Genomic DNA, 21,292 nt, shown 5'->3' with positions numbered 1-21,292 from the left:
GTTAAATTCCGATTTATTATTTAATCTTTTTCAAAACAGATAACAATCTAGGAATTTTATCTACTTGAGTTTCCGTCCAAAATGTATAGTTTAGAACTTTATCATCATCATAACTATTTAATTTTATAGTGATTTTTTTATTTTTTTCATAAACCAAATAATACATTGTCATTTCTTTTGCTTTGAAAATAAATTCAGAAGACTTATCTTTTAATTTTAAATCAAGATTTGGAATAACATTATCTTCAACAAAACTTATAAATTCTTCAATTTCATCAATTCCGATCCAAGCAGTTTTAAAGGTTTCGGGATTTTTAATGAACATATCTACCTGCAGAGCATTTACTTTTGTACCTGTTTTTATATCAATAACTTCTATTGGATAAAAATTTACATATTCCCCTATTCCAGATTTAAACTCTGCGGTTGTATTCCAATCTTTATTGATTCTTGTAAATTGTGCTTTGTCAATAAATATTCTTGTCGAAGATTCTACATTTTCTTTTTGTGAATAAGAAATAATAGAAAATAAAATTAAAATGAGGGTTAAGGTATTTTTCATAATATTATTATTAAGTTTAGTTATATAAACAAAGATTACATTTTAGTTATAATGTATTTGACGGAAATCCATAACCACTAATATTTATTACCAACAAGTGTAAACGAATTACATAAACAACACAATACGTATTTATACGGGTATTTCAAATAACAGAAAAATAAAAACCCGTGCAGCTAAGGTGTCCTACGCTGTAAAGAGAGCGTCGCAGTTGTTTCTAATACTGCCACCATACCGCACGGGTAAAAGTTTTTTTTGGATGGTATTTTTTGTGATTAGAAAAAAAGAACCCGCACAGCTAAGGTGTTCCTACGTTACAAAGTGCGTTGCGGTTGTTTCCAATACCGCCACCATACTGCACGGGCAATTTTTCTTGGTGGCATTTTTGTATTTAGAGATTGCAAATATATAAAAAAGTAATATTTTATTTACAATTTATTTTAACAGCAATTCCGATACCTATCGGGAGCAAAGTTATTTAGATATAGCTTTGCGAACATAGCGTTTTTACAAAGTTCCTATTATAAAAAAACCTTGCGTCCATTGCGGTTAAAATACCAGCTGTCCATTTCAACCTGCTCTTTGTCCGTTTGGGCTGTTTTCTGATTTTAAAACGTGGATTATCGAAATACTTTTGACGAAGAAATGAACCGATAATCATAATTTAATATCAAAAAAGATGAAAACAAATACAACCACCGGACGCAGCTTATCGAATGTACTAGCGACAGGCGCGCTTATTTTGATTGCTGCCACAGGATTTGCGCAACAGAAAAATACAGCGGATGCAGCAGCCATTCGCCCGTATCACATCAGTGTTTCGGAAGAAGCCATTACAGACCTTCGCAACCGTGTCAATGCGACCAGATGGCCTGCACAGGAAACCGTGACGGATCAGTCACAGGGAGTGAAATTAGCCCAGATTCAGGGTTTGGTAAAATATTGGGGAAACGATTACGACTGGCACCAAACAGAAACCAAACTGAATGCATTGCCGCAATTCATTACTATTATAGACGGATTGGACATTCAGTTTATTCACATTCGTTCGAAACACAAAAATGCCTTACCGTTAATCATTACCCACGGCTGGCCGGGATCTTTCTTTGAACTTTTGAAAGTGATCGGACCTTTAACAGATCCTACCGCTTACGGCGGAAAAGCCGAAGATGCTTTTGATCTTGTCATTCCCTCCATGCCTGGTTATGGTTTCTCTGAAAAACCAACGGGAACCGGCTGGGGACCTGAAAAAATTGGTGCTGCCTGGGATGTTTTAATGAAACGTCTGGGGTACAAACATTATGTTTCGCAAGGCGGTGACTGGGGTTCTGTGGTTGCAGATGCCATGGCACGTCAGGCTCCGGAAGGATTGTTGGGCATTCATGTGAATATGCCTGCCACAGTTCCGGCAGATGTTGCTAAAGCTTTGAAAAACGGAGATCCCGCACCTGCAGGATTATCGGTTAAGGAAAAAGCGGCTTTTGTTTCGCTGAATAAATTGTACACCCGAGGCGGAGGGTACGCCGGAATGATGGTCACACGCCCTCAGACTTTAGGATACGGACTTACCGATTCTCCGGTGGGACTGGCTTCGTTTTTCCTGGATAAATTCAACGAATGGACGTACAGCGGCGGAAATGCGGAAAAATCACTGACCAAAAACGAAATGCTGGATGATATTTCTTTGTACTGGTTTACCAATACGGCCAATTCATCTGCACAATTGTATTGGGAAAACAACACCAACAACTTTAATGTGGTGGAACAAAAAACACAAGAGATCAAAATTCCGGTTGCCGTAACCGTATTTCCCGGAGAAATCTATCAGGCGCCGAAAAGCTGGGCGGAAAGAGCCTATAAAAACCTAAGTTATTTTAATGAAGTAAACAAAGGCGGTCATTTTGCCTCATGGGAAGAGCCACAAATTTTTACCATTGAACTTCGTGCCGCTTTTAAATCATTACGTAAATAAATTCAAATTCAACACTGTCCAATTCAGCCCTTACTTTGTCCGTTTGACCTTTTTTCTGATTGTAAAACGATCATTGTCAGGGTATCTTTGATAAAGAAATTAATGAATCAATATTTTGAAAATCAAAATAATATGAAAACTATACGAAACAAAATCGTTTTGCTGACAGTGCTTTTTCTAAGTGCGAATTTTAGTCAGGCGCAATCAGAAAAACAAACGAATACAATCGGGATAAGCAGTTCTCTGGGCACCTTAAAACAAATCAATGCAGGATTATTGAATGTGGGGTATACCGAAGCAGGTCCTGCAACAGGAAGTCCGATTATTCTGCTTCACGGCTGGCCTTACGATATTCACAGTTATAGTGAAGTGGTGCCAATTTTAGTGGCGAAAGGCTACCGGGTGATTACGCCTTATTTAAGAGGTTTTGGTACGACTCGTTTCCTTTCGGATGCTACTTTCAGAAACGGACAACAGGCTGCTTTGGCCAGTGATGTTATTGCATTGATGGATGCGCTCAAAATCAAAAAAGCAACGATTGGCGGATTTGACTGGGGAGCGAGAACAGCCGTGGCCGTGGCAGCGCTCTGGCCGGAACGCGTAAACGGTCTGGTTTCGGTAAGCGGATATCTTGTAGTAAATCTGGAGGCGAACTTAAAACCGCTGCCTCCAACAGCGGAATACGGCTGGTGGTATCAGTACTATTTTGCTACGGAAAGAGGGAAAACCGGATACAGACAAAATACCTATGAATTCAATAAACTGATCTGGAAACTGGCTTCTCCGCTTTGGAATTTCGATAAAGCGACCTACGATCAGACGGCACAGTCTTTTGATAATCCGGATCATGTGGCCATTGTAATTCATAACTACAGATGGCGTCAGTCCCTTGAAGCGGGAGAATCGAAATACGACAGCCTGGAAAAACGATTAGCCGCAAGACCTGATATTACAGTTCCGGCGATAACTATCGGTAGTGATTTTGACGGTGCTTTTGCGGATGGAAAAGCGTATGCAAACAAATTCAAAGGGAAATACGAACACCGAATCTTAAAAGGAATTGGACATAACGTGCCTCAGGAAGATCCGAAAGCATTTGCACAGGCGATTATTGATGCAGATGGATTTGGGAAATGAGGAGAGTTGGGAGTTAGGAGTTGGGAGTAAAGAATATAGAATCAAGAATATAGAATCAAGAATATAGAATCAAGATTAAACGATAAACAATAAACAATTTAAAAATTACAATCATGGAAAATTCAAACATCTCACAGCCGGAAAAAATTCTTTATACCGGAAAAACACATACAACAGGAGGGCGCGAAGGGGCTTCCAGAAGTTCAGATGATAACCTGAATGTGAAACTGACTTCTCCGGGTTCTTTGAGACCGGGAACCAATCCGGAACAGTTATTTGCTGCTGGATGGTCGGCCTGCTTTATTGGTGCCATGGGCATTGCAGCCGGAAAAATGAACATCAAACTGCCGGCAGAAACGGCTGTAGATACTGAGGTAGATTTGGCGGTAACCGCCGGAGAATACTCTTTACAAGCCCGCTTAAATATCAGTCTTCCGGGTTTAGAACCTGAAACAGCAAAAGCAATTGCTGCCGAAGCGCACAAGACTTGTCCGTATTCTAAAGCGACAAGAGGAAATATTAATGTGGAGATTACTATTCTTTAATTTCCTAAAAGAAAATCCCTTCCATCGAAGGGGTTTCTTTTTATTGATCCTAATTTAGAAATCATGAAAAAAATAAAAACATCTTCCCTTTTTGCAAGCGTGTTACTGCTAATCGGAATGAGCAGTTGCGCCCAGAATAATCCGGATCAAAAAGCTACAAAAGGAATTGCTGTTTTGGAGTTATTTACTTCGGAAGGCTGTTCCAGTTGTCCGCCCGCAGATGAGTTGCTGGGGAAAATTCAAAATGAAAATAAAGACGGCCAGGTCTATGTGCTTTCGTATCATGTCGATTATTGGGACAGACAGGGCTGGAAAGATATTTTTAGTAATCAGGAGTATACCAGGAGACAATACGATTATGCCAAGTGGCTCGGAAAAGAACCCATTTATACACCACAGGTTGTTGTAAACGGTAAAAAGGATTATATCGGTTCTGATGAAGTCACCGTTCGAAATGCAATCAGCAGCGCACTTTCCAAACCTGCAACTGCCGAAGTAACTTTGAAGACAACTACGGTAAATAATAAACTGAATGTACATTATTCCGTAAACGGGATCTCAAAAAACAGTCGATTGCTGCTTGCGGTGGTACAGAAATCAGCCAAAAGCAATGTGAAAAGAGGAGAGAATGCCAATCGTGTTTTGTCCCATTATCAGATTGTAAAAGAACTTCATAGTGTTGCACTAAAAAATAACGGAAACGGAAGTACCATTGTTGCCGCACCAAAAGATTTTATAGCCAAAGATTTTGAAGTAATTGGTTTTGTTCAGGATACGAATTCCGGAGCGATTTTGGGCGCTGCAAGAGCAGAAAACAACTAAGTGAGAAATCAATTTAGACATATAAAATTTTCAAAATAAGCTTACCTTTGGGTAGGCTTTAATGATTTATATAACAATGGAAAAACAGAAAAAACGTTTTGAGGTATCGGGAAAGGTTATATGGGGAAGTTCCATATCGCTGGCCGTTCTGGCCTCGGTACCTAAATTATTTGATTCTTTTTCAACAGCGGGTGATATTGTCATTAACTCCTCTATTACGTTGTTGTTTTCAGTTTTTATATGGTATTACAACATTTACAGCCTGCCGAAATTTTCGTCGCAGCGGAATTCCAAAAGCCTGTTCAACGGAAAACTTTTGCTGAGCGTACTTTTGGGTATTGTCATAATGGTGATATTGGTCATCGCGCATCAGGAACTTTTTGAAGTTTCAAAAATGGATGCGCCGATTATGTTCGAATTGAGAGGGCTTCTGATCAACCTGATTGTGTATATGTTCCTGCACCTGCTTTTTCAGAACTATCAGACCCAACAGCTGGGCGTGGAGCTGGAACTCACCAAAGCGGTAAACCTTGGGGCGCAATACGAATTACTGAAACAACAGGTCAATCCGCATTTTTTGTTTAACAGCCTGAATACCTTAAAATCAATGGTCGATATCAACGATCCGATGAGTTCTGATTTTATCTTAAAACTTTCTGATTTTTACCGTTTTACACTCGAAAGCAGAAAAATGGATCTGATTCCGCTTCGCGAAGAACTTCAGATTCTGGATTCCTATGTGTATTTGCTGAAGGCCCGATTTGAGGATGGATTTGTTTTGGTGAATGAAGTTGATCCGAAACAATACGATTCGGCTGTTCCGCCTTTTACGCTGCAGCTGCTGATCGAAAATTGTATCAAACACAATATTGTATCGCTGGATAAACCTTTGGTCATTAAATTGTACAGCGAAGGAGATTTCCTGGTGGTAGAAAATCAGATTCAGCTGAAAAGAGGGGCTCTGTCGACCGGAGTCGGACTCGATAATATCAATCAGCGTTTCCTGCATTTGATCCATAAAGAGATTGAAATTGATAAAAATGAAACTACTTTTAAAATAAAAATTCCAATGATCTATGACTATCATAATAATTGAAGACGAGGTAAAAACGGCCAAGGCCCTTGGCCAGCTTATTCTGAGTATCAGGCCTGATGCGCAGATTTTGTCGTACATACAAAGTATTGACGGTGCGGTCAGTTACCTGCAGGAAAACGATCAGCCTGATCTTATTTTTATGGATATTCAGCTGGCAGACGGTCAGTGTTTTGAAATTTTCAAAAATGTGGAAGTGTTATCACCGGTCATCTTTTGTACCGCTTTTGATGACTATGCGATTGAGGCATTCAAATCTAACGGAATTGATTATGTATTAAAACCTTTTTCGAGAGAAAGTATTGCCCAGGCCATTAAAAAAGCTGGAGAACTGAAAAACTTTTTTCAGCGCAACAAAAAGGCGATGCCCGATTTCGATTATTTACTGACCCGAACTGGCGAGAATACAGGGAAAAGCAGTTTTCTGGTTTTTAAAAACAACAAATACCAAACGGTGCAAACTGAGAACATTGCGTTTTTTTATATCAAATACGAAACGCCAACGATCATGACGCTGGATAAAAATGAATATCAGATTACACAATCGTTAGACGAGGTTCATAAATTATTATCGCCCACCCAATTCTTCAGAATCAACAGGCAATATCTGGTGAATTTTTCAGCCATCAGGGAGGCAGAACATTATTTTTCACGCAAACTGATTATCAAATTGACAATTCCGACAGAAGAAAAATTACTGATCGGAAAAGAAAAAGCAACCGCTTTTCTAAGCTGGCTCGAAAACCGATAACCCGTTAATTTCTTCCGGTAAAGGAACAAGTAACAGGTTATGAAAGGAGTAAAGAATTTATAATTCCGGAAACATAAAACAGCTCAGAAAGAAAAGAGCCGATAAAATAAAACTTACGATTAAGATGATTTTTTTCATTGTGAGGATTTAAATTTTAATAAAATAAATTGCCCGCGACTCAATCCCGGGCATTTTTTTTTGGCACTACTTTGAAGTTAGTTTGCCTGAATTGCGGCAGGGCTGTAAGTAGCGGTATATAGTTTTCTAAACATAAAGTATGTTACGCTTACCATTACAAAAGCAATAATAGCATCAATTGTAGCGGGAAAACCCAACACACAAATTTTGGAGACAAAGGCAAAGATGATATCGAAAAAGACACCGGCAAATACCCATTCTTTTAATCGAAGCAATTTGTTTGGAATCAGTAAGGTGATTACTCCGGCTATTTTGAATACCCCCAGCAAATAGATAAAATGTGCGGGATACCCTAACTGCTGTGTGATTCCCCAGACAATTGGGTTTGTAGTCAGTTCGAAGAAACCGCTGGCGCCAAACCACAAAGAGGTTAATACAATTCCTGTCCAGTAAATAATTTTTGTTGTTTTTGAGTTCATAATTTTTATATTTTAAGTTATTTAACAGGACAAAATTGTGATTTTCGTGCTAAATAAAATAACAACATAATGCCCAACCGGACAAAATGAACTTCGAAACAGACAATGGTTATTGTGGAGCTTTACCGCAAGGCCCGCAAAGGTTTTTTAGAATTAGAGTGCGTTTTAAGTTCGCAAAGTTGACAAACTAACTTTTAGCATTGTATAAGCCTTGCGAACTTAAACTATACACAAAGTATATCAAAAAAAACTTTGCGGGCCTTGCGGTAAAAAAACTTCGCGTTAAAAAACATTCAGAGCAATGCCCCGGTTTCGGTAATTAAAACCTGCATAAGCTCTTCGGCACTACGGTGTTTTAAGCCACTTGTATTTTGCCCGGACCAGAAACTGATCATTTCTGTTTTTCCCTGCGCGAGGGCGGCGGCTTTCAAAGGAGCAATTAACCTCGTCTGTAATGGAAAAGGCAAAACTTCCGTTTCAAAAGGAACAGCATCCGATATTCGGTTACTTAACATGCGACCCATTCTTCCCGTAAGCGATTTTGAAACCGTAGTAGGATTGGCTGTACCGGATAACAGTACTTGTTTGTGAAGTGGTGTTGCTCCTGACTCCTCTGTAACCATAAAGGCGGTACCCAATTGTACAGCATCGGCTCCCAAAGTCATCGCGGCTGCAATACCTTTTGCATCGATAATACCACCGGCTGCGATAATGGGCGTTTTTGTTTTCGCTTTTAGCTGTTGCAAAAGGGTAAACAGTCCCGTAAAAGAATCCTGGGCAGGTCTCAAAAACGAAGGCCTGTGTCCGCCGGCTTCAAATCCTGAAGCCACAATAGCGTCTACCTGCGCTTCTTCCAGAGCAAGGGCTTCTTCTAAAGTGGTGGCAGCCCCAACCGTTTTAATGCCTAATCTTCGGCTTTCGTTCAGGATTTCTTTCGAAGGAATTCCAAAAATAAAACTGAAAACGGCAGGTTTGATTTCGAATAAAGTCTCGACCTGTTTTTCAAATTTCGACGGAATATCGGCAGAAAGATCCGGTAACGTAATTCCTAATTCATCAAAATAAGGTTTGAAAAGCAGTTTGATATGCTCTAATTTTTCAGGCGGATAATTAACCAGTGTTTGATCCACATCACTGACCCATAAATTGATGTTAAAAGGTTTATCGGTCCGTTCTTTTATGGCTTTACCGGCTTCCAGAATTTCTTCAGGAGTCAGCGTATAGGCACCATAGCTTCCTAATCCCCCGGCATTGCTGACCGCAGCCAATAAAGCGGCAGTTGAAAAACCAGCGCCCATCGGACCCTGCAGAATAGGATATTGTATGCCCAGTAATTGTGTTATTTTAGTTGAATTCCACATCACAGCTTAATTTACATGTGTTAGTAATTTGTTTACAATCACCCATTTGCCATCAACAACAGCAAGACTAAGCTGATCATAATAGTTATAGTCAAAGATCGGAACTTTCACTTTAGCCACAGCCGTATTATTGATGACTTCTAAAGATACGATTTCCATATTGAATTTTTCTCCGAGTTCCTGAGGACTTTTACGGCTTTTTACACCTTCCAGATATTGATCCAGCGTTTTAAAATAAGGCACTCCCTTAATGTCTCCAACGATTAGCGCTTTTGGGTGAAAAGTCTTTTCCAGTAAAGCAGTATCACCCTTGTAAATTCCATTAAAATAATTCATAAGTAGCGCAGTAATCAAAGCTGCACTGGTACTAAAATTGTCCATAATTTTTGATTTAAATAAACCGGCCGGGTGTAATGGATTACAACTTCTGTTTTGAATTACACTCAACAGGCTTAAGTGATTAAAAATTAAAGTATACTGTGACCGGCAACGTGTCCGCCATCTAAATTAATAATTTCTCCGGTAACAAAATTACTTTCAGCCAGATAGAGTGCCAACTCGGCTACATCTCTGGTTTCTCCGATACGGTTCAGCAGGTGCAAACCAGCCAAGGTATCGGCATTGTCTACTCCGGTTTTGGCCTGCAGCGGACTTCTGATGATTCCGGGCGCTATGGCGTTGACACGGATATTGTTTTTTCCGAATTCAGCGGCAAGCTGTCGGGTCAGTGCGTGGATTCCGCCTTTGCTCGAAATTGGAGCCGTGGCCGGGAAACCGTCAATGGCGTGATCTACCAATACCGTTCCGATATTGATAATAGAACCCTGACCTTGCTGCAGCATTTGTTTTACAGCTGCCTGGCTGGTAAAAAAAGTTCCTTTAAGATTGATGCTTAACAAACGGTCCAGGTCTTTTTCTTCTACCTCCAGAAAAGATTTTGGTTCAAAGATTCCCGCATTATTGATCAATACATCCACACCGCCAAAACGGGCTATGGCAGTTTCAACCAGTTTTTTTCCGGTTGCAGTAAGACTAATATCTCCAGCTACCATCGCTACTTTCTCCGGATTTCCAAGTTCCTGATAAGTAGCTTCAAGGTTAGCTGAATTCGCTGAGTTGATCACGAGATTATGTCCTTTTTCCAGAAATAACTGAGCGATTGATTTTCCGATTCCGGTAGAAGCACCGGTTATGATTATTGTTTTCATTATGATTTTTATTTTTGTAACTAATTATTTTTTCTGTGCGGTAATTCCTTTTTCACGAAGCACAGAAACCTGTTCTCCTGCAAAACCCCAGTCGTCTAATTCAATTTCCTGAATGACAATATGTGTAAGGCTTGGATCTTTATCTAAAACATCAGTTATAAGATTCGTAATTCCGGCTATAAGCTGTTGTTTTTGTGCTCTTGTAACGCCTTCGCGTGTGACTTCTATTTTTACGTACGGCATGATTTCCAGAATTTAAGCAAGTTTAGCTGTAACGTCTACGTCCAGTTCAAACTCATTGTAAATAAGCGTATCTCCGAGATTAGTGAAGAAATTTCCGGAGCGGAATTTCATATCGTATTTGGTACGGTCAACGATAATTTTACCGGCAGCTTTCAGTTCGTCACCGCTGGTTTTTACTTCCAAATTGAATCCGATTGGATGTGTGATCGCTTTGATGGTCAGTTTACCTTCTACAAAATAGTTTGTATCAGATTGTCTGGCTGCAGAAGTAATGTCTAAAGAAGCGGTGTGGAATTTGTCTGTTGAGAAAAAATCATCAGAAGCCAGGTGTCCGGCAAATTGCTGGTTCGTAGCGGGATCGGTTACGTCAAGGATTACGATAGAAGTCGTGTCTATCACTATAGTTCCTCCGGTAAGATCTCCGTTGGTAAAGGTGAAGTTTCCTTCCTGAATATCGATTGTTCCATTGTGTGCACCGGTTACTTTTTTACCGGTCCAGTTTACATTGCTTTGTGTAGCTGCAATTTTAAAATTTTGAGTTTCCATAGTATTGTATTTTTAAATTGTTATTAATTTATAGTACAAAGGAATGGCGATTCTCAAAATTCATTACGTGATGTAGATCACATTCGTAAAAGGCTATTTGGAAGCATTATACAATCGGCTTAACGTTTCCCGGGAAACGCCCAGATAAGCGGCAATTAAATGTTTTGGAACGGTATTGTAGAGGGCAGGGTAGAGCGCCAAAAGTTCTTCGTATCTGGTTTTGGTATCGTTATTCATAAAGGAAAGTAATCTTTTTTGCGCAGCGACATAGCCTTTATTGGTTCTCCATCTGAAAAAATGTTCTGCCTGATGCAGTTCACTGCAGATTTTCTCACGGTCACTGTTAGAGAGCGAAAGGATTTCGGCATCCGAAACACAATCTACGTTTATGGTCGCTTTCGTTTTATTGTAAAGCGCCGCATAATCAGACGCCCACCAGGTGGACATGGCAAATTGCAGGATGTACATTTTGACCTCGTCATTGACAAAGAAAGCTTTCAGGCAGCCGTCAATTACAAAATATTCTTTGTCGACTATATCTCCTTCACTAATAATGCTTTGCCCTTTTTTAAAAGTTTCCGGTTTAAAATGCGAAAAGAAATAATCAAATTCATCGTCCGTAAGTGACGCAATTTTTAAGACATGTTCTTTTAAAAGGGCTTTGGCTTGCATTTGTTTTGAATTGGATAAACGAAATTACAAATTAAATGATTGTCGAAATTCAATCGGCGAAATATTTGTTTGATGTGAAAAGGTTGTGGGAGTTTAACCGCAACGCACGCAAGGGTTTACGCAAGGTTCGCAAAGTTTTTCTACCACAGATTTTTAATCATGCATCGCGATAAATATCGTGCCGCAAAGTTATTATAGATACAGCTTTGCGATCGTTGCGTTTTACAAGGTTCCTAAGATAAAAAAAACCTTGCGTGCGTTGCGGTTAAATACAATTACAGCTTTGCGAACCTTGCGTTTTCACAAAATTCCAATACGAAAAAAACCTTGCGTGCATTGCGGTTACCGTCGCCTGTCTCAAAAATAACTAAAACAAAAAACCGGAAGCGAGCCACTTCCGGTTTGATTTGACAGATAAACGAATGAATTAGTTTTGTAAATAACGTTCAGCAGGTTTTCCGGTTTGTGAACCTGTGAATAATTTGATGCGGGCCTCTTCGTACGCCTCAATTAATTCCTGATTGTGCACCGATGGGAAAGTCGCTAATTCACCCGCCTCTAATCCGGCAAGAGCGGCATCCACACAATCTTCTGTGGTCATAATCGCAGCCTGATCCAATGCAGATAAAGGTACTCCGCCAACTTCCCAGATTTCAGTGGCTGTAATAGAAGGGTTCACCAGTTGCACTTTGATATTGGTTCCTTTTACTTCTTCCTGTAATCCTCTGGTATATTGTACCACAAAACCTTTTGTTCCGCTATACACGCTGCTTATCGGTAAAGTAAAAGCACCCAACACCGAACCAATATTGATGATAGTTCCTTCGTTACGTTCGATAAAGGAGGGAAGGATGGCATTGGTTAATACCATAAGTGAAGTAATGTTGACGTCTACCATTTCTTTTTGTTTTTGAATCGGGGTCTTCGCTATCGGTGCCATGGTAGAAGTTCCGGCATTATTAATCAGTAAAGTGATATTGCTATCCTTTTGAATGTCGTTTGCTACTTTTTCCAGATCTGAAGCTGCACTTAAGTCGGCCACTAAATTGGTAACGGTCACGCCGTAAGCAGCGCGAAGTTTTTCGGCAAGTTCTATTAATTTTTCCTCACGTCTGGCTACCAGTTTCAGGTTGTAACCGTGTGCGGCCAGTTTTTCAGCAAATACTTTTCCCAATCCGGATGATGCTCCTGTTACTACTGCAGTACCTAATTCATTGTTTGTTTTCATGATTTTTTATTTTAAATGTTTTTTTTATGATCCTTTTAAATTCAAATTAGATGTAAACTAATCTGTTTACACTTGCAAATGTATACAGAACTGTTTACATTTGCAAAAGAAAAAGAAGAAAAAAATGAAAAATAATTCAGAAAGCGCTGCGAAGTCACTGAAACGGGAAGAAATGGTGAAGTTTGCTTTTGATACTTTTTACAAAAACGGCTTTCATGCGACTGGTGTGGACACGGTTATGGAAGGGACAGGTATTTCTAAACGGACTTTATACAAACATTTTGGTTCGAAAGAAGGCCTTATTCTCGCCACCATCGATTATTACCGAACCAACATGCGCGAAATTATTTTAGGATATATCCATAGTGATCCGAACGCCCGGCCTGTAGATAAGGTGCTGCGTATTTTTGATTTTTTGATCGAAAGGGTAGAAGGCGGGCACTACAATGGCTGTTTTGTTATGAATGCCAAAACGGAATATACCAACAAGGGCACTGAAATTGAGGCCAGCTGTGATCAGTATACGGCAGGAATCCAGCAGCTCATTGAAGCCACTCTGAAAGAAGCGAATGTACCAGACTATCAGGATCTGGCTGTTCAGATTATGATGCTTTTTGAAGGCGCTATTATTCGCAGTAAAGTAACGCGCAGTGCCGATACGATGCGACTGGCTAAAAATGCCGCCAGAATGCTTTGTGAATACAAATAAAAAAACTCCGACAGATTGCCGGAGTTTAATTCATCTTTATACTAAGAGATTTATTTTTTAGCCACTTCTTTTGAGGCCGTGATGATTACTTCTGCTACTGCTTTAGGCTGAGAAATAAACACTACGTGACTTCCTTTTATTTCTGTTATTTTTGTTTTAGAACGTTTGTACATGTTACGTTGTATATCCGGAGTGATACTTTTATCTTCTGTAGCTACAATTCCGTAAGCGGGTTTATCTCTCCAGGCTGCTTTGGTAATCGGAGTTCCAAAACCTTTGGCATAAAAGGCACCTTGTGAAGCAAACATAAAATCAGACTGCTCTTTTGGAAGATCTCCTGCAAATCCTGCGTGGAATTTTGCCTCATCGTAATACGCGATTCCTTTGTCGTCCGGAGCCAAAACACCATTTTCCGGAGCCGGAGGTGCTGTTTGTAACCATTGTACAGAGTTTTCGCCATTATCAGGCTGTAAAGCTGCCACATACACTAAAGCGGCTACTTTTGGATGATTTCCAGCTTCTGTAATTACAGTTCCTCCCCATGAATGTCCTACTAAAATAGTGGGTCCGTCTTGTTTGTCAAGGGCTAAATTGGTGGCTCTCACATCGTCTTCAAGAGATGAAAGCGGGTTTTGAACGATCGTTACGTGATATCCTTTTTTAGACAAAATATCATATAATCCTCTCCAGCCTGAACCATCTGCGAAAGCGCCATGAACTAAAACTACATTTTTTACAGCTGGTGCATTTTGTGCAGTAGCAGTAGTAACTGAAAATAAGAAAGAGAAAAATAATACGGCGAACATGAAATAAGAATTCAATTGTTCTTTTGTAGTGGTTGTTTTCATAGTGTTTGAATTTAATTTTTTAATTAATAATTAATAATTGATAATTAATAATTAATAATTAATAATTGATAATTGATAGTTGATAATTGATAATTAAGCGGTTAATACGACTGATAATGTGATTTCTGTGTTCAGTAATTTAGAAATCGGACAGATTGCTTTTGCTTTTTGAGCCAATTCCTGAAATTGTTCTTCAGTGATTCCGGGAACTTTTCCTTCCAGTTCCAATTGGATTAAAGTGATGGTCCCGTCTTCGAAATTTACTTTTGCTTTTGTATTTAAATCTTCCGGCACAAAACCTGCTTCAGACAATAAAAAGCTTAACTGCATCGTAAAACATCCTGAATGTGCCGCTGCGATTAATTCTTCCGGATTGGTTCCAACGCCTTCTGCAAAACGGGTTTTAAATGATAATTGTGCATTGTTTAATGTGGTGCTTTGTGTACTGATGGTTCCTTTTCCTTCCATTCCTGTACCTTTCCAATTTGCGTTTGCTGTTCTTGTAAATTTCATGATCTTAATTTTTTATTTGTTGTTTTAAATTTTTATGTTTTCAAAATCGTTGTTCTGATTTGATGAGACAAATTTATGGTAGGTATGTTTATAAATCAAATTAATAATTTTGTATCTTTATAAATTAAAATTATAATCATGACCATTCAACAATTAAAATACATCGTGGCTCTTGACGAAGAACGCCATTTTGCAAATGCTGCCGAGGTTTGTATGGTTTCTCAGCCGGGATTAACCATTCAGCTGAAAAATCTTGAAGAAGAAATAGGAATTAAAATTTTTGACCGGACCAAGGTTCCTTTAACGCCAACGGTACTCGGAAAAGAAATTATCAGCAGAGCCAGAAAGATTTTGCGCGAGACGAATGAAATCCGTGATTTTGTGGTGAATGAAAAAAATACACTGGAAGGGGAGTTGAAAATTGGTGTAATTTCGACTTTATCTCCGTATTTGATTCCGCTTTTTATTAAAGTAATGAAAGAGATTACGCCAAAGGTCCATTTTATCATTAAAGAAGCCAACACCGGACAATTAATGCACGACGTAGAAACCGGTGCTATTGATGTGGCGATTATGGCTACGCCAACCGGAAATAAAAACCTCATTGAGCATCCGGTTTTTCAGGAACCTTTTGTGGCCTACCTGAATAAGGAACATCCGATGGCAAATGAAAATTTTTATGAAATTCAGCCCGGAGACAAACCCATGTTATTGCTGCTTCAGAATGAGTATTGTTATAATGCGCAATTGCTGGATATCTGCGGACTGAAAGCACCCGGGCCTATAAAAGACCAGTTTAGTTACGATATCAGTTCTATCGAAACTTTAAAAAACCTTGTTCGCGCCGAATTGGGATTTGCGATTATACCACAGCTTTCTACCTTGAATGAAAAAGAAAAAGAACTTTTTAAGCCTTTTAAAGATCCAAAACCAGTGCGTGAAATCAGTTTTGTGGTTTCAGATACTTTTTCGAAAAAATTATTACTGGAAAAAATGAATGAAGCGATCTGGAGCTGTCTGCCGGATGCTATTAAAACCAATGTCAGTTACCGAAAAATCAGATGGAACGATTCTCCCTATTTTGTGGATGCAATCAGTAAAGTGTAATGAAAATAATACTTAGGTACTATTTTAAAATATGGCCCATAAAAAAAGGCATACGGTTACGTATGCCTTTGTTTTTTACTATAATTAAGTATTAATGAATTGCAAATCTTAACCTGATTCCGTATGCGACTAATCGCACGTCATTTACGTATTGGGAATTCAGTACCGTGTTGTGCCCTAACTGAACCGGTAAGGCAGCATTATACTGAACCAGATTTTTATTATCTTCTTTGTCGTAAATATTGTTCAGTCCATAATCAATGTAAGCACCAATATAGACGGAACTTTTGTCACCAAATTTTTGTTTTACACCTGTTTCAAAAGTAGCGGAATAGGAAATTTCGGTATTAAGGTCTTCTTTGCCGACTTTGATATTATTTGTGCTTGCAAATCCTGCAAAAGCCGGAGCAAACAATTCTACGTTATACTGCGGATAGTAACCGCTGGTAGTCAGATTGTCTATCGTTGATTCATAAGAACCATTTATGGCAAAACCCACTTTGGCACCTGCTGAAACATACAATTGAGTTGTTCCCGGAGTTTCAAACTGAATATTAATAGGAACATTTATGTAGCCTAATTTTTGGTTTTCTCTTAAATTGGTAGCCCGGTATCTAAATTGAAAGGATTCATTTTCAGCATCAACAGTTGTATATTGTCCTGTAATATACTGAAATTTGGCATCCGTCTTATACGTCTGATATTCGGCACCAATTCCAATACTTAGCCCTTCGTTTAAATAATACGAATAACGAAGACCTGCACTAAATCCGTTTCCCTCGACTAAATCACCCGGTGAATCATATTTGATAAAAGATGACGGACCGGCAACAGCAATGGAAATTTCATACTTTTTATCCTGACCGTAACTACTTAAGCAAGTGCCTAAAAGAGCCGTAACCATCGATAAAGAAGCTATATGGTTTGTGATATATTTTTTCATATTGAAATTATATTATGCCAGTGCGGTTCAAAAACAGCACTGGCAGATTTTATTTATTTTACAAGTACTTTTAGTGTTTTCTTGAAACTTGCAGCTTCAATCACCACAACAAACATATTACCATCTGTATTTCCAGGTAGTTGCACTTCAGTTTTTACCGTTGATGATTTCAATGTTTTGATCAATTGTCCTGAAACAGAGTATAAGCTAATTTGCATATCTTTTATCTCGTCTTCAGGGAAATCTGCTTCAACTGTAACCACTTTTCCTTTTTCAGCCGGATTAGGATAAAGTTTTGCCTGAAATGAATTTTGTAATACAATCTTGCTTGGGCAGGTTTGCAGTACTTTTCCATCCTTGGTAGTCACTTTTACCATATAATCCGCAGTTGGATCCAGGGTGTTATTTTGACTGTCACCGGCTGAATAATATTGACCGGTTCCTATCAGTACACCATTTTTGTACCATCCGTAGGCAACAAACTCATAACCACCATTGGTTAAAGGATTGTTGTTTACTAAAAGTGTATTGTTGAATTTCATACGAACGATGTCAGAGAAACCAAACGGTTTTTCGATCACCAGATTGTAATTTTTCACTACGCTTCCGTCTTCTGAAGTTACTGTAATTGGCTGGTTGTAAATTCCTGCTTTAGGTAACGGAATTGTAAAGTTGGCCGCTGGTGTAATCGTTGCATTTGCATCATTTTCAATGGCTACAGTAAGATTTCCTTGCCCGCATTCTACCAGGTAATTAATTACTACAGGCGGATTATTATAAACCGTGTTACCAATAGTGATTTTAGTAATATCAGCATTGCTGTTCATGATAGTCAGCGTTTGTGAAACGCCTGTTGCCGGAAGGTAATTTGCATCACCGCTTTGGTTTGCCGTAATAATTCCCTGACCCGTTCTAAGCATGGTTACTAAACCTGAAGCAGACACAGTTGCCGGTGGCAAAGCAGAAGTATAGGTGAAAGAATAAGTCACCGGTAAACCTGAACTTGCAGTAGCTCCCAGATTGAAGGTGTTATTAGTTCCCAGTGTTTTAACAGGTATAGCAGCAAAAGTAATGGTTTGTGCAGCTTTATCGATCGTCAGTTCTGCTGTTAAAGTAACAGGAGAGCAATTCGGCATAGTAGATGCCGGAGATACGACAGCAGTAATAGTATAAACACCTGCATCAATTGCACCGTTTGCATTTCCTGTTGCCGGTGTTGTTGAATAGGATACAGTAGCTCCAGTCGGAAGACCTGCAACGGAAAGCGTTTGAAGACTTCCATTATAAGTAACCGCTGTATCTGTAAAAGTAACCTGATCTAAAGGAGAAGCAGTTACAGTAACCGTTTGATTTTGTGTTGAAATATTTCCATGACCATCATCATAACTCCAGATAATCACATAAGTACCGGCTGAAGTGTAATTTAAAGGTGAAGCGGTCGTCGCGGTAATAATTCCTGCACAATTATCAGTTGCTGTCGGAACAGCTATTTCAGCTGATAAAACAGCACAAGAATTAGTAATAACCGGAAGATTCGCTACGTTAGGTACCGGAGCAGTTGTATCCGGAGTCGTTAAGATCGTGATTGGTTGTGTTGCAGTACATCCGTTTGCATCAGTAACGGTTACAGTATAAGTTCCTGCAGTCAATCCTGAAGCCGTAGCTGCAGTTCCGCCTGACGGTGACCATGCATACGTATATGGAGTAGCTCCACCTGCTGGAATAACAGTTGCAGAACCGTCCGTTCCTCCAACACAACTCACATTAGTTTGCGTAAATGTAGTTGTAAGTGGCTGAGGTTCTGTAATGTTAAAACTTTGAGTTGCAGTACATCCATTGGCATCCGTTACTGTTATAGTATACGTTCCGGCAATCAGACCTGTTGCTGTTGCAGCAGTTCCTCCGTAAGGTGCCCAGGAATACGTATATGCACCAGTTCCTCTGGAAGCAACTATTGAAGCAGATCCATTTGTACCTCCGTTGCAGCTCACATTAGTTTGTATTAAAGGAGTAGCAAGAAGAGCCTGTGGTTGTGTAATAGTAAAGCTTTGTGTCGCTGTACATCCATTTGCATCTGTTACGGTTGCAGTATAAGTTCCTTCACTTAACCCTGTTGCCGTAGCAGCAGTTCCGCCAGATGGTGACCATGCGTAAGTATAAGTACCAGTTCCGCCAGCTGCGATCACTGTCGCAGAACCATTAGATCCTGTATTACACGTTACATTGGTTTGTCCACCGTCAGCTGCCGTTAATACAGTTGGTTCGGTAATAGTAAAAGTTTGTGTTGCAGTACATCCGTTTGCATCTGTAACCGTTGCGGTGTACGTTCCTGCAGTAAGTCCTGATGCTGTTGCAGCAGTTCCACCTGAGGGAGCCCATGAATAAGTATATCCGCTGGTTCCACCATTCGCAATTACAGTTGCAGATCCGTTAGCTCCTGAATTACAAGATACATTAGTCTGAGCTCCTGCTGAAGCTGTAAGAGCAGTAGCAGGTTCTGTAATAGTAAAGCTTTGTGTTGCAGTACATCCGTTGGCATCTGTAACCGTTGCAGTATACGTTCCGGCAGTTAATCCCGAAGCTGTGTCGGCAGTTCCGCCTGAAGGTGACCATACATAAGTATAAGCGCCAGTTCCTCCTGTTGCACTTACTGTCGCAGACCCGTTAGATCCTGAATTACAAGATACATTCGTTTGTGCTGCGGCTGAAGCTATTAGAACAGTTGGTTCTGTAATGGTAAAACTTTGTGTTGCAGTACATCCGTTGGCATCTGTAACCGTTGCAGTATACGTTCCGGCAGTTAATCCCGAAGCTGTATCGGCAGTTCCTCCTGAAGGTGACCATGAATACGTATATCCGGCAGTTCCGCCTGTTGCACTTACTGTCGCAGACCCGTTAGATCCTGAATTACAAGATACATTAGTCTGAGCTGCGGCTGAAGCTATTAGAACAGTTGGTTCAGTAATGGTAAAAGTTTGTGTTGCAGTACATCCGTTGGCATCTGTAACCGTTGCGGTATACGTTCCTGCAGTTAATCCTGAAGCTGTTGCAGCAGTTCCTCCTGAAGGTGACCATGAGTAGGTATAAGAAGGAGTTCCGCCTGTGGCACTTACTGTTGCAGATCCGTTAGACCCTGAATTACAAGATACATTAGTCTGAGCTACAGCTGAAGCTGTAAGAGCAGTAGCAGGTTCTGTAATAGTAAAAGTTTGCGTTGCAGTACATCCGTTAGCATCTGTAACCGTTGCAGTGTAAGTTCCGGCAGTTAATCCCGAAGCTGTATCAGCAGTTCCACCTGAAGGTGACCATACATACGTATAGGTACCAGTTCCTCCGGTTGCACTTACTGTAGCCGAACCATTAGATCCTGAATTACAGGAAACATTGGTTTGAGCCGCAGCTGAAGCTATTAGAACACTTGGTTCTGTAATGGTAAAACTTTGTGTTGCAGTACATCCGTTAGCATCTGTAACCGTTGCAGTGTATGTACCTGCAGTAAGTCCTGAAGCTGTAGCAGCAGTTCCGCCTGCTGGTGACCATGAATAGGTATATCCGGCAGTTCCTCCTGTAGCACTTACCGTAGCAGACCCGTTAGATCCTGAATTACAGGAAACATTGGTTTGAGCTGCGGCTGAAGCTATTAGGACAGTTGGTTCTGTAATGGTAAAAGTTTGTGTTGCAGTACATCCGTTGGCATCTGTAACCGTTGCGGTGTACGTTCCTGCAGTTAATCCTGATGCTGTTGCAGCAGTTCCTCCTGAAGGTGACCAGGAATAGGTATATCCGGCAGTTCCACCAGTTGCACTTACTGTTGCAGACCCGTTAGATCCTGAATTACAAGATACATTAGTCTGAGCTGCTGCTGAAGCCGTAAGAGCAGTAGCAGGTTCTGTAATGGTAAAAGTTTGTGTTGCAGTACATCCGTTAGCATCTGTAATGGTTGCTGTGTACGTTCCGGCAGTTAATCCTGAAGCTGTAGCAGCAGTCCCTCCAGATGGTGACCATGAATACGTATAGGAAGGTGTTCCTCCGGTTGCACTTACTGTAGCCGAACCATTAGATCCTGAATTACAAGATACATTGGTTTGAGCTACCGGTAAAGCTGTAAGAGCACTAGCAGGTTCTGTAATAGTAAAAGTTTGCGTTGCAGTACATCCGTTGGCATCTGTAATGGTTGCTGTGTACGTTCCGGCAGTTAATCCGGTTGCCGTGTCTGCAGTTCCACCTGAAGGTGACCATACATACGTATACGTACCAGTTCCACCTGTTGCACTTACTGTTGCAGACCCGTTAGATCCTGAATTACAGGAAACATTGGTTTGAGCCGCGGCTGAAGCTATTAGAACAGTTGGTTCTGTAATGGTAAAACTTTGTGTTGCAGTACATCCGTTGGCATCTGTAACCGTTGCAGTATA

20 protein-coding genes and 1 pseudogene are annotated in these 21,292 nt (G+C 40.1%); 8 read left to right on the top strand and 13 right to left on the bottom strand.

Annotated features, from left to right (window positions below; translation table 11 throughout):
- Positions 1-16 precede the first annotated feature (16 nt).
- Entirely contained in the window at positions 17-562 is a 546-nt protein-coding gene (locus GJU43_RS04300) for a hypothetical protein (protein ID WP_154339593.1), read from the bottom strand.
- A 679-nt stretch (positions 563-1,241) separates the two neighbouring features.
- Between GJU43_RS04300 and GJU43_RS04295 the strand changes: the two genes are divergently transcribed.
- The 6 genes from GJU43_RS04295 (at position 1,242) to GJU43_RS04270 (ending at position 6,882) form a co-directional block, all read left to right on the top strand.
- Entirely contained in the window at positions 1,242-2,534 is a 1,293-nt protein-coding gene (locus tag GJU43_RS04295) for an epoxide hydrolase family protein (RefSeq protein ID WP_154339592.1), read from the top strand.
- A 132-nt stretch (positions 2,535-2,666) separates the two neighbouring features.
- Positions 2,667-3,671: an alpha/beta fold hydrolase gene (locus GJU43_RS04290; protein WP_154339591.1), complete on the top strand. Its 1,005-nt coding sequence runs from the start codon at positions 2,667-2,669 to the stop codon at positions 3,669-3,671.
- A gap of 113 nt (positions 3,672-3,784) precedes the next feature.
- Positions 3,785-4,216: an organic hydroperoxide resistance protein gene (locus tag GJU43_RS04285; protein ID WP_154339590.1), complete on the top strand. Its 432-nt coding sequence runs from the start codon at positions 3,785-3,787 to the stop codon at positions 4,214-4,216.
- Positions 4,217-4,279: 63 nt separating this feature from the next.
- A complete protein-coding gene (locus GJU43_RS04280) occupies positions 4,280-5,038 on the top strand; it encodes a thioredoxin family protein (protein ID WP_154339589.1) in 759 nt (252 codons plus the stop codon).
- Between the two features lie 76 nt (positions 5,039-5,114).
- A complete protein-coding gene (locus GJU43_RS04275; RefSeq protein ID WP_154339588.1) occupies positions 5,115-6,134 on the top strand; it encodes a sensor histidine kinase in 1,020 nt (339 codons plus the stop codon).
- Positions 6,115-6,882 (top strand): LytTR family DNA-binding domain-containing protein, encoded by a 768-nt coding sequence (locus GJU43_RS04270; protein ID WP_154339587.1) that lies wholly within the window; start codon positions 6,115-6,117, stop codon positions 6,880-6,882. Before GJU43_RS04275 ends, GJU43_RS04270 begins: the two co-directional genes overlap by 20 nt.
- Before the next feature lie 215 nt (positions 6,883-7,097).
- Here the strand turns inward: GJU43_RS04270 and GJU43_RS04265 are convergent, their stop codons facing one another.
- From GJU43_RS04265 to GJU43_RS04230, 8 genes are all read right to left on the bottom strand, one after another.
- Complete coding sequence (locus GJU43_RS04265) at positions 7,098-7,499, bottom strand: DoxX family protein (RefSeq protein ID WP_154339586.1); 402 nt, start codon at positions 7,497-7,499, stop codon at positions 7,098-7,100.
- Positions 7,500-7,792: 293 nt separating this feature from the next.
- On the bottom strand, positions 7,793-8,860 hold the full coding sequence (locus GJU43_RS04260) for a nitronate monooxygenase family protein (protein WP_154339585.1): 1,068 nt from the start codon (positions 8,858-8,860) through the stop codon (positions 7,793-7,795).
- A gap of 6 nt (positions 8,861-8,866) precedes the next feature.
- Complete coding sequence (locus GJU43_RS04255) at positions 8,867-9,241, bottom strand: nuclear transport factor 2 family protein (protein ID WP_154339584.1); 375 nt, start codon at positions 9,239-9,241, stop codon at positions 8,867-8,869.
- A gap of 86 nt (positions 9,242-9,327) precedes the next feature.
- Positions 9,328-10,068 carry an SDR family NAD(P)-dependent oxidoreductase gene (locus GJU43_RS04250; RefSeq protein ID WP_154339583.1) on the bottom strand — a complete coding sequence of 247 codons (741 nt, stop codon included), beginning with the start codon at positions 10,066-10,068 and terminating at the stop codon, positions 9,328-9,330.
- Positions 10,069-10,092: 24 nt separating this feature from the next.
- Positions 10,093-10,311, bottom strand: coding sequence for a 4-oxalocrotonate tautomerase family protein (locus GJU43_RS04245; protein ID WP_154339582.1), 219 nt, complete (start codon positions 10,309-10,311; stop codon positions 10,093-10,095).
- A 12-nt stretch (positions 10,312-10,323) separates the two neighbouring features.
- Positions 10,324-10,857, bottom strand: coding sequence for a YceI family protein (locus GJU43_RS04240; protein ID WP_154339581.1), 534 nt, complete (start codon positions 10,855-10,857; stop codon positions 10,324-10,326).
- 93 nt (positions 10,858-10,950) lie between these two features.
- Entirely contained in the window at positions 10,951-11,529 is a 579-nt protein-coding gene (locus GJU43_RS04235; protein ID WP_154339580.1) for a Crp/Fnr family transcriptional regulator, read from the bottom strand.
- Between the two features lie 427 nt (positions 11,530-11,956).
- Positions 11,957-12,757 carry an SDR family oxidoreductase gene (locus GJU43_RS04230; RefSeq protein WP_154339579.1) on the bottom strand — a complete coding sequence of 267 codons (801 nt, stop codon included), beginning with the start codon at positions 12,755-12,757 and terminating at the stop codon, positions 11,957-11,959.
- A 124-nt stretch (positions 12,758-12,881) separates the two neighbouring features.
- Here GJU43_RS04230 and GJU43_RS04225 point away from each other — a divergent pair, with 124 nt between their 5' ends.
- Complete coding sequence (locus GJU43_RS04225) at positions 12,882-13,466, top strand: TetR/AcrR family transcriptional regulator (RefSeq protein WP_154339578.1); 585 nt, start codon at positions 12,882-12,884, stop codon at positions 13,464-13,466.
- Between the two features lie 50 nt (positions 13,467-13,516).
- Here GJU43_RS04225 and GJU43_RS04220 read toward each other — a convergent pair whose 3' ends face one another.
- Positions 13,517-14,314, bottom strand: a complete 798-nt coding sequence (locus tag GJU43_RS04220) for an alpha/beta hydrolase (protein WP_154339577.1) — start codon at positions 14,312-14,314, stop codon at positions 13,517-13,519.
- Between the two features lie 93 nt (positions 14,315-14,407).
- Positions 14,408-14,827 carry an OsmC family protein gene (locus tag GJU43_RS04215; RefSeq protein ID WP_154339576.1) on the bottom strand — a complete coding sequence of 140 codons (420 nt, stop codon included), beginning with the start codon at positions 14,825-14,827 and terminating at the stop codon, positions 14,408-14,410.
- A gap of 138 nt (positions 14,828-14,965) precedes the next feature.
- Between GJU43_RS04215 and GJU43_RS04210 the strand changes: the two genes are divergently transcribed.
- Complete coding sequence (locus GJU43_RS04210) at positions 14,966-15,934, top strand: hydrogen peroxide-inducible genes activator (protein WP_154339575.1); 969 nt, start codon at positions 14,966-14,968, stop codon at positions 15,932-15,934.
- 91 nt (positions 15,935-16,025) lie between these two features.
- Here the strand turns inward: GJU43_RS04210 and GJU43_RS04205 are convergent, their stop codons facing one another.
- Together GJU43_RS04205 and GJU43_RS04200 are read right to left on the bottom strand one after the other, a co-directional pair.
- Positions 16,026-16,877, bottom strand: a complete 852-nt coding sequence (locus GJU43_RS04205) for an outer membrane beta-barrel protein (RefSeq protein ID WP_154339574.1) — start codon at positions 16,875-16,877, stop codon at positions 16,026-16,028.
- Positions 16,878-16,930: 53 nt separating this feature from the next.
- Positions 16,931-21,292 (bottom strand): annotated as a pseudogene (locus tag GJU43_RS04200) (hypothetical protein); the annotation flags it as partial.

It is taken from the genome of Flavobacterium sp. LC2016-23 (assembly GCF_009674775.1).
Classification (GTDB): Bacteria; Bacteroidota; Bacteroidia; order Flavobacteriales; family Flavobacteriaceae; genus Flavobacterium.
The sequence above is the reverse complement of the archived record's forward strand: the minus strand, read 5'-3'. Positions and strand labels throughout refer to the sequence as shown.